The organism is Cupriavidus sp. GW823-FHT07A04 (assembly GCF_058794615.1).
On sequence record NZ_JBXAHA010000018.1, the window covers coordinates 127,291 to 134,367 of the forward strand.

Sequence of the window (7,077 nt, forward strand, 5' to 3'; positions counted from 1 at the left end):
GTCGTTAGTCTCCTGCACGCGGCGCGCCAGGCCTTGGCGCTGCGCGTGCTGGCGATGCGCGCCCCTGTTTTCACCATGGCATTGATCACTTCCTCACACAAAAAATGAAACGCGTCCTGCTCTTCCTGGCGACCAACCTCGCCGTCATGCTTGTCCTCAGTTTCACCGCCAGCTTGCTGGGCGTGAACCGCTTCCTCACCGGCAACGGCCTCAACCTCGGCATGCTGCTGGCATTCGCCGCGCTGATGGGCTTCGGTGGTTCCTTCATCTCGCTGCTGATGTCCAAGACCATCGCCAAGTGGTCGACCGGCGCGCAAGTCATCACCCAGCCCAGCAACGCCACCGAAGTCTGGCTGGTGCAGACCGTGCAGAAGCTGGCTGACCGCGCCGGCCTGCCGATGCCTGAAGTCGCCATCTATGAAGGCGAAGCCAATGCGTTTGCCACCGGCGCCACCAAGAAAAGCTCGCTGGTCGCCGTTTCCACCGGCTTGCTGCAAACCATGTCGCACGACGAAGTGGAGGCCGTGCTCGCGCACGAAGTCGCCCACATCGCCAATGGCGACATGGTCACGCTCACGCTGATCCAGGGGGTGGTCAACACCTTCGTGATCTTCCTGGCGCGCGTGGTGGGCTACTTCGTGGATTCGATGCTGCGCAAGAACGATGAGGAATCGAGCGGCCCCGGCATCGGCTACATGATCACGGTGGTGGTTTGCGAGATCGTGTTCGGCATCCTGGCCAGCATCATCGTGGCCACCTTCTCGCGCCATCGCGAATACCGTGCCGATGCCGGCGCGGCCAAGCTCATGGGCAGCCCCACGCCGATGGTGGCGGCGCTGCGCCGGCTGGGCGGCCTGGACTCCGAAGGCCTGCCGCAGAACATGCAGGCGATGGGCATTGCCGGTGGCAAGTCGTGGATGTCGCTGTTCTCCAGCCATCCGCCGATCGAGCAGCGCATTGCCGCCTTGCAAGCTAAGGCCTGAGGCCCTTGCCGGACTCCTCTGGCCTCGCCCGGAACGCTGCCCGATAGCGTTCCGGCGTGGTCTGCACATGCCGCTGGAACGCCTGCCGCATCACGTCGGCGTTGGCAAATCCCGTCGCACGGGCGATGCCATCCAGGCGTCGCCCATCTTCCTCCAGCATCCTGCGCACCGCTTCCACACGTAGCCGCTCCACGTAGCGCGCCGGCGTCTCGCCGACCTGCCGCGCGAACACGCGCGCGAAGTTGCGCGGGCTCATCGCCACGCGCTCGGCCAGCACCTGCACCGACAGGTCGCGCGCCAGGTGCTCCGCCATCCAGGCCTGCAATTCGCGCAACTCCGGGCTTTGCGCGCTCTGCGCCTGCAGCAGCGTGGAGAACTGTGCCTGGCTGCCGGGACGGCGCAGGAACAGCACCAGTTCGCGCGCCACGGCCAGCGAGGCGGCATGGCCGAGATCGTCCTCCACCAAGGCCAGCGCCAGGTCCATGCCAGCGGTCACGCCGGCCGAGGTGTACAGATCGCCCGCGCGGATCCAGATCGGGTCCGGGTCCACCTGTACCAGCGGATGGCGCTGCGCCAGCCGCGCGGCGTGGCGCCAGTGCGTGGTGGCGCGATGGCGGTCCAGCAGCCCGGTGCGCGCCAGCACGAACGCGCCGGTGCAGACCGCGCCGAGGCGGCGCACGCGCGGTGCCTGCGCGCGGATCCAGTCAATCAGGCGCGCGTCGTTGGCTGCCGCGGCGTGGCCTGAGCCGCCGGCGATCAGCAAGGTGTCGATCGGCCCGGGCAGCATGTCGCCGATGCGATGATACGGCGCGTCGGCCAGCAGCCGGATCCCGCTTTCGGTGCACACCAGGCCGTCGTCGCGCACGCTGGCAATGCGGATGTCGTAGGCCGGCGAGGCCCGGCCGGGGAGCCGGTTGGCATGGCCGAAGACCGCGCTGGGCCCGGTCACGTCGAGTTCCTGCGCCGGGTCCGGCGCGACGAGCACGACGATGCGCGGCGGATCATTCGGCAAGGGATGGCTGGCAGGCATGGACGGTGACCCAGGGCGAGAGTGTGCGTGCGCGAGTGCGCTAGTGCGCTAGTGCGGTTGCCGCCGATCATACCGGCGCCGGCGCTTATCCGGCCAGCACCGCCGCGCGCGGCGTGCCGCGCCGCCAGCCTAGCGTGACCAGCAGCGCCACCGCCAGCGCTGGCAGCACGGCGAGGTTGACGGCCTGCCAGCCATAGCGGTACAGCACCTGCCCGGCCGCGAGCGTGGCCAGCGCGGTCAGCGCGGCGGCGGAGAATTCGGCCAGCGCCTGGGTCCGCGCGCGCTCGGCGGGCCGGTAGCTTTCCGCCAGCAGCGTGGTGCCGCCGACAAACATGAAGTTCCAGCCAATGCCAAGGCACAACAAGGCGACATAAAAGGCTGGCAACGCCGTCGAGGCCAGGGCCACGAGCGAACCCATTGCAGCGAGCGCGATGCCGCACATCAACATCGGCCCGCGCCCAAAACGCTGCAGCAGCCAGCCGGAGAAGAAGGACGGCGCGTACATGCCCACCAGGTGCCACTCGATGATCTGCGCGCCCTGCGTGATGGTATGGCTGCATGCCACCGCGGCAATCGGCGTGGCAGTCATCACGAACATCATCACGGCGTTGCCGATGCCGTTGTTGGCAAACGCCGCCAGGAACACCGGCTGGCGCGCGATCTCGGCGAGCGGGCGCGCGGGCAACGCCGCGGCGCCATGATCGGCCGCCGCCGCGCCTGCGTGCGCCTTTGGCTCGCGGTAGCCAAGGGCCAGCAGCAGGACCGTGGCCATGCCGAACACCGCGACCACCGCATACGATCCGGCAAAGGGCTGCGCCACCATCAGGTCGCTGCTCCACGCGGCGATGGCGGGCCCGCACACGGCGGCCACCACGCCGCCGGTGAGCACGGTGGAAATGGCGCGCGGCTTATCCACAGGCGCGGCGGCGTCCGCCGCGGCCAGCCGGTAGAAGCGCGCGAACGCCTGGAACACGCCGACCAGCGCCGTGCCCACGCAGAACGCCACGAAGTCATGGTGCGAGATGGCCCACACCGACACCAGCCCGCCTGCGCAGCACGCGAGCCCGCCGAGCGAAAAAGCGATGCGGCGCCCCAGCCGCTCGATCAGGAAAGCGGCCGCGATGGCGGTGAGCGCCGACGCCACCGTGATCAGCGCGAACGGCAGCGTGGCCAGCGCCTTGTCGGGCGCGAGCGTGTAGCCGACCAGCCCGGTCAGGGTCAGGTCGACCGACAGCGCCGAGGTGAACAGGGCCTGGCAGATTGCCAGGACCCGGGCTTGGGACATCGCGGGACGTGCCATCGGGCGCTCCGGTGAGGAAGAGACGGGGATGGCACCGAGCGTACGAAAAGCGCGAGCGTGGTGGCTGACAATGATCCGCAGAATCCTGCCAACTCGCTCCTGGCTGGGCTAGTTGAACACGTCCTGGCGGTAACGTCCCTGCGCCACCATGCCTGCCAGCCAGTCGGAGGCCGCGGCCTCGCTCATGCCGCCCTGCTGCGCCGCGATCTCGATCAGCGTGCGCCGAACCGCCGGCGCCATCTGCCGGCCATCGCCGCACACATAGATCGTGGCGCCGTCCTGCAGCATTGCCCAAATGGCCTGGCGATCGCGCCATAGCAGATGCTGCACATAGCGCTGGTCCGCAGCGGCGGTAGTGGAGTAAGCCGCATGCGCCTGCACCACGCCCTCGGCCTGCCAGCGTGCGACGTCATCGCGGTACAGCCAGTCGTGCCCGGGATGGCGGCAGCCGTAATAAAACTGGCTGGCGGCTACCGCCTGTCCGGCGGCCTTCTGCGCCGCGCGCTCTTCCAGGAAGCCGCGGAACGGCGCGATGCCCGTGCCTGGCCCGACCAGGATCATCGGCCGCGCCGGGTCGGGATCGGGCGCGAAGGCCGGGTTGGGCGTGCGGATCGCGGCCGCCACCACCGCGCCAGGTGCGAGTCCTTGCAGCCAGGTGGATGCCACGCCACGGAACATGCCGCGCCCCGAAAGCGCGGGCGACCACACGGTGCCGACCGTGATCGTCGCCACGTCCGGTGCGACCAGGGGCGACGACGCGATGGAATAGAAGCGCGGCCGCATCGGCACTGTGCAAGCCAGCAGGCCCGGCAGCGTGAGCGCGATGGCGGGGTGGCTGACCAGCACATCCACCAGCCCCAGCCGCTGCGACGCCACGCGCGCCGCGTAGCCCTCTTGCGCGTGGTCCGAGCCGAGCCGCTCCAGCGCCGCACGCGTGAACGGGCAACGTGTGTATTGCAGCAGCGTGCGCAGCGTCTGGCGCGACACCACGTCTTGCAGCTCGATGAAATGCGTCAGCAGTTCGCGCAAGGGCAATGCCTCGTCCAGTGGCAGCCCGCGCGCGGCGCAGCCAGGCGCGGCGGACAGCGTCACCATGGCGTCGGGATCGAGATCGAGCCGCTCGCACAGGTCCCGCACGGTGGCGGGATGGTTCTGTGGATACACCGCAAGATGATCGCCGCTCGCGTAGCTTGCGCCTTCCGGCAGGCGCAGCTGGATGTCGCGCGTGGCGGTGCGCGGCGCTTCCAGCGCGAAGTCCCACAGCCCCGCCGGATCGTTCACCAGCTCCGTGTTGGCCAGCACCGTGAAGGCCTGCGTCGACGGCGGCAGCGTGCTGGCACGGATGGTGGCGATATCGCGCAGCCGCACCGCGATCTGGCTGGCGCCCGCCGCATCGGGTGCCGCGCCCTGCTCCACGCGCAGCGCCTGCAGCGATTGCCACAGCGCGGCGAGCCACGACTCCGCAGCCTGGTCGAAGTCGCCATTGCCATCCGCCTCGCCCCGCGCGAGCAAAGGCGCCGCGCCGGCCGCGCTGAAGAAGTCGTGCAGCCGCTTGGGGAATGCCTGGTACGTGGCCCATTGCGAATTGCCGCAGCCTAGCAACGCAAAGCGCAGGCCTTCTGCGCGGTAGCCGCCGGCATCGCCGCTATCGAGCATCGCTTCGAAGCGTCGCGCTGAATCGGGTGCGCGCCCGTTGTAGGTCGCCGCCACGATCACGGCAAGCCCATCGGTGGGCAAGGCGCCTACGGCTTCGTCCAGGTCGCGCAGCGTGGCGGCAAAGCCGGCCGCCAGCGCGCCGGCGTGGATCTGCTCGGCCAGCTCGCGCGCGGTGCCCAGGCTGGAGCCGCACAGCACAGCAAGGGGCTGGCCGTTGCCGCGCACCGCCGGGGCTTGCGACTGCGCGCTGGCAGCGCCGGGCGCAGCCGCGGCAGCAATGCGCTCATGCGCCCGGCGCCGCCGTGCACGCAGCGTGAACGCATCCGGCTTCAGGGTCAGCGTTTCCTTGATGCGGAACTGGTAATCGTGCGGATCGCTGAACTGGAAATTGCGCAACATCAGGGCCAGCGCGAGCTTGGCTTCGGTCAGCGCGAACTGGCGGCCGATGCAGGCGCGCTCGCCATTGCCGAACGGCTTGTAGGCGTGGGGATGGATCCTGGCCTCGTTCTCGGGCAGGAAGCGGTCGATGTCGAAGGTCTCCGGATCGGCCCACACTTTCGGGTCGCGGTGCAGCGCGGTGAGCACCACCGAGACGCGCCGATCCTTGCGGATCAGGTAGCGCCCGCCGATCACCGTGTCCTCGAATGGCGCCACCGCAAAGGCGGGCGCCGTGGGCCACAGGCGCAGCGTTTCCTTGAGCACGCGGTCAATCACCTGCAGCTTCGCCAGGTCGGCATAGACCGGCGGCGCGTCGCCCGGCAGCACCGCGTCCACCTCGGCATAGGCTTGCGCCAGCACGCCGGGATGGCGCAGCAGCTCATACAGCGCGAACGTGAGCAGGCCGCTGGTGGTCTCGTGCCCCGCGATCAGGAAGGTGATGACCTGGTTGCGGATGTTCACGTCGTCCAGGCGCTGGTCGGTATCGGGGTCGCGCGCCTCCAGCATCAGGTTGAGCAGGTCGTGCGCGGGCGGCTGTCCGGCGTTCTTGCCGGCCGCGGCGCGGCGCTGCCGCACCACGTCATCCACCAGCTCTCGCATGTACTGGATATCGTCGGCGAACTTGCGGTGCGCCTTGTGCATGAACTTGTCCTGCAGCGCAAAGCGCGTGAGCTTGCCCATGGCCTCCTCGAGCGCGCCGACCATGGCGTCGATAAAGGGATGGAGCTGCTCGCGCGAGAACGAATCGAAGTCATAGCCGAAGCCTGACAGCGCAATGGTGTCCAGCGTGAGCCGGGTCATGTCGTCGGCGATCGGGATGTCGGTGTCGGCGCCCTGGCGGTCCCACTTGTCGACCAGCCGGTTGGCCGCGCGCAGCATCACGTCGAAGTAGCCCTTCATCGCGCGCTGGCTGAAGGCGGGCATCAGGATGCGGTGAGCACGGCCCCAGTTCTCTTCCTCGGCATGCGCGGTGAACAGGCCGTCGCCAGCCAGGTCGCGCAGGTACGACAGCGGCGGCCCGACGATCTTGCGAAAGTGCTGCCCATCCGACAGCTCGCCCACCAGCGCGGCGTCGCTCACGAACGCCACCCGGCGCCCGGCGAAATCCAGTTCGAAAATGCCATCGAAGGCGCGGCTGCGCGCCAGCAGGTGCTGCCCGACCTTGCCCGGCGTGACCTGCAACAGGTTGCCAACCAGCGGCCAGCCCGGGTCGCGCGGGATAGGTTCGAGCGAGCGTGCGGGCTGCGCCGCCGGAATGGTTGCTGCGGTTGCCGAGATTGCGGCCGGAGCGGCGGAGGCGGGAGTGGAGGCGCGCTGCATGTTCAGGTCACCAGATGGTAGTCGGCGGGCGAAACGCCGGGGTTGGGCCAAGGGGCTCAGGCGCCGCCTTGTGTCTCTTGTTCGTTTTTCTGTTTTCTGCCGGGTGCATGACGTACATGACGTACATGACGTACAAGGCTATCCCTGCAAGTCGACGTAGACAACCGTCTACTTTTGCAGCAAAGTAGACGAATGTAGACCGAGTGTCAATTCCAAACCGGATTCGCTCTAGCCGGCGTATTCAAGCCGGTGTATCCCGGCCTTAACTTTTTTGCCTCACACCATGGAAGACGTTGCCGGCGGCAAACGCAAACTGATCGACGCGGCGCTGGGCCTGGCGGCAGCCAGGC

4 protein-coding genes are annotated in these 7,077 nt (G+C 68.6%); 1 reads left to right on the top strand and 3 read right to left on the bottom strand.

Annotation, left to right across the window (positions count from 1 at the left end; genetic code table 11):
• Positions 1–104: 104 nt before the first annotated feature.
• Complete coding sequence (htpX, locus tag AC1Q7Q_RS28630) at positions 105–983, top strand: protease HtpX (RefSeq protein WP_492373503.1); 879 nt, start codon at positions 105–107, stop codon at positions 981–983.
• Here the strand turns inward: htpX and AC1Q7Q_RS28635 are convergent.
• From AC1Q7Q_RS28635 to AC1Q7Q_RS28645, 3 genes are all read right to left on the bottom strand, one after another.
• Positions 973–2,013, bottom strand: coding sequence for a GlxA family transcriptional regulator (locus AC1Q7Q_RS28635; protein ID WP_492373504.1), 1,041 nt, complete (start codon positions 2,011–2,013; stop codon positions 973–975). The genes htpX and AC1Q7Q_RS28635 overlap by 11 nt on opposite strands.
• 85 nt (positions 2,014–2,098) lie before the next feature.
• On the bottom strand, positions 2,099–3,313 hold the full coding sequence (locus AC1Q7Q_RS28640) for an MFS transporter (RefSeq protein WP_492373505.1): 1,215 nt from the start codon (positions 3,311–3,313) through the stop codon (positions 2,099–2,101).
• 108 nt (positions 3,314–3,421) lie between these two features.
• A complete protein-coding gene (locus AC1Q7Q_RS28645; RefSeq protein WP_492373506.1) occupies positions 3,422–6,727 on the bottom strand; it encodes a bifunctional cytochrome P450/NADPH--P450 reductase in 3,306 nt (1,101 codons plus the stop codon).
• Between the last annotated feature and the right edge of the window lie 350 nt (positions 6,728–7,077).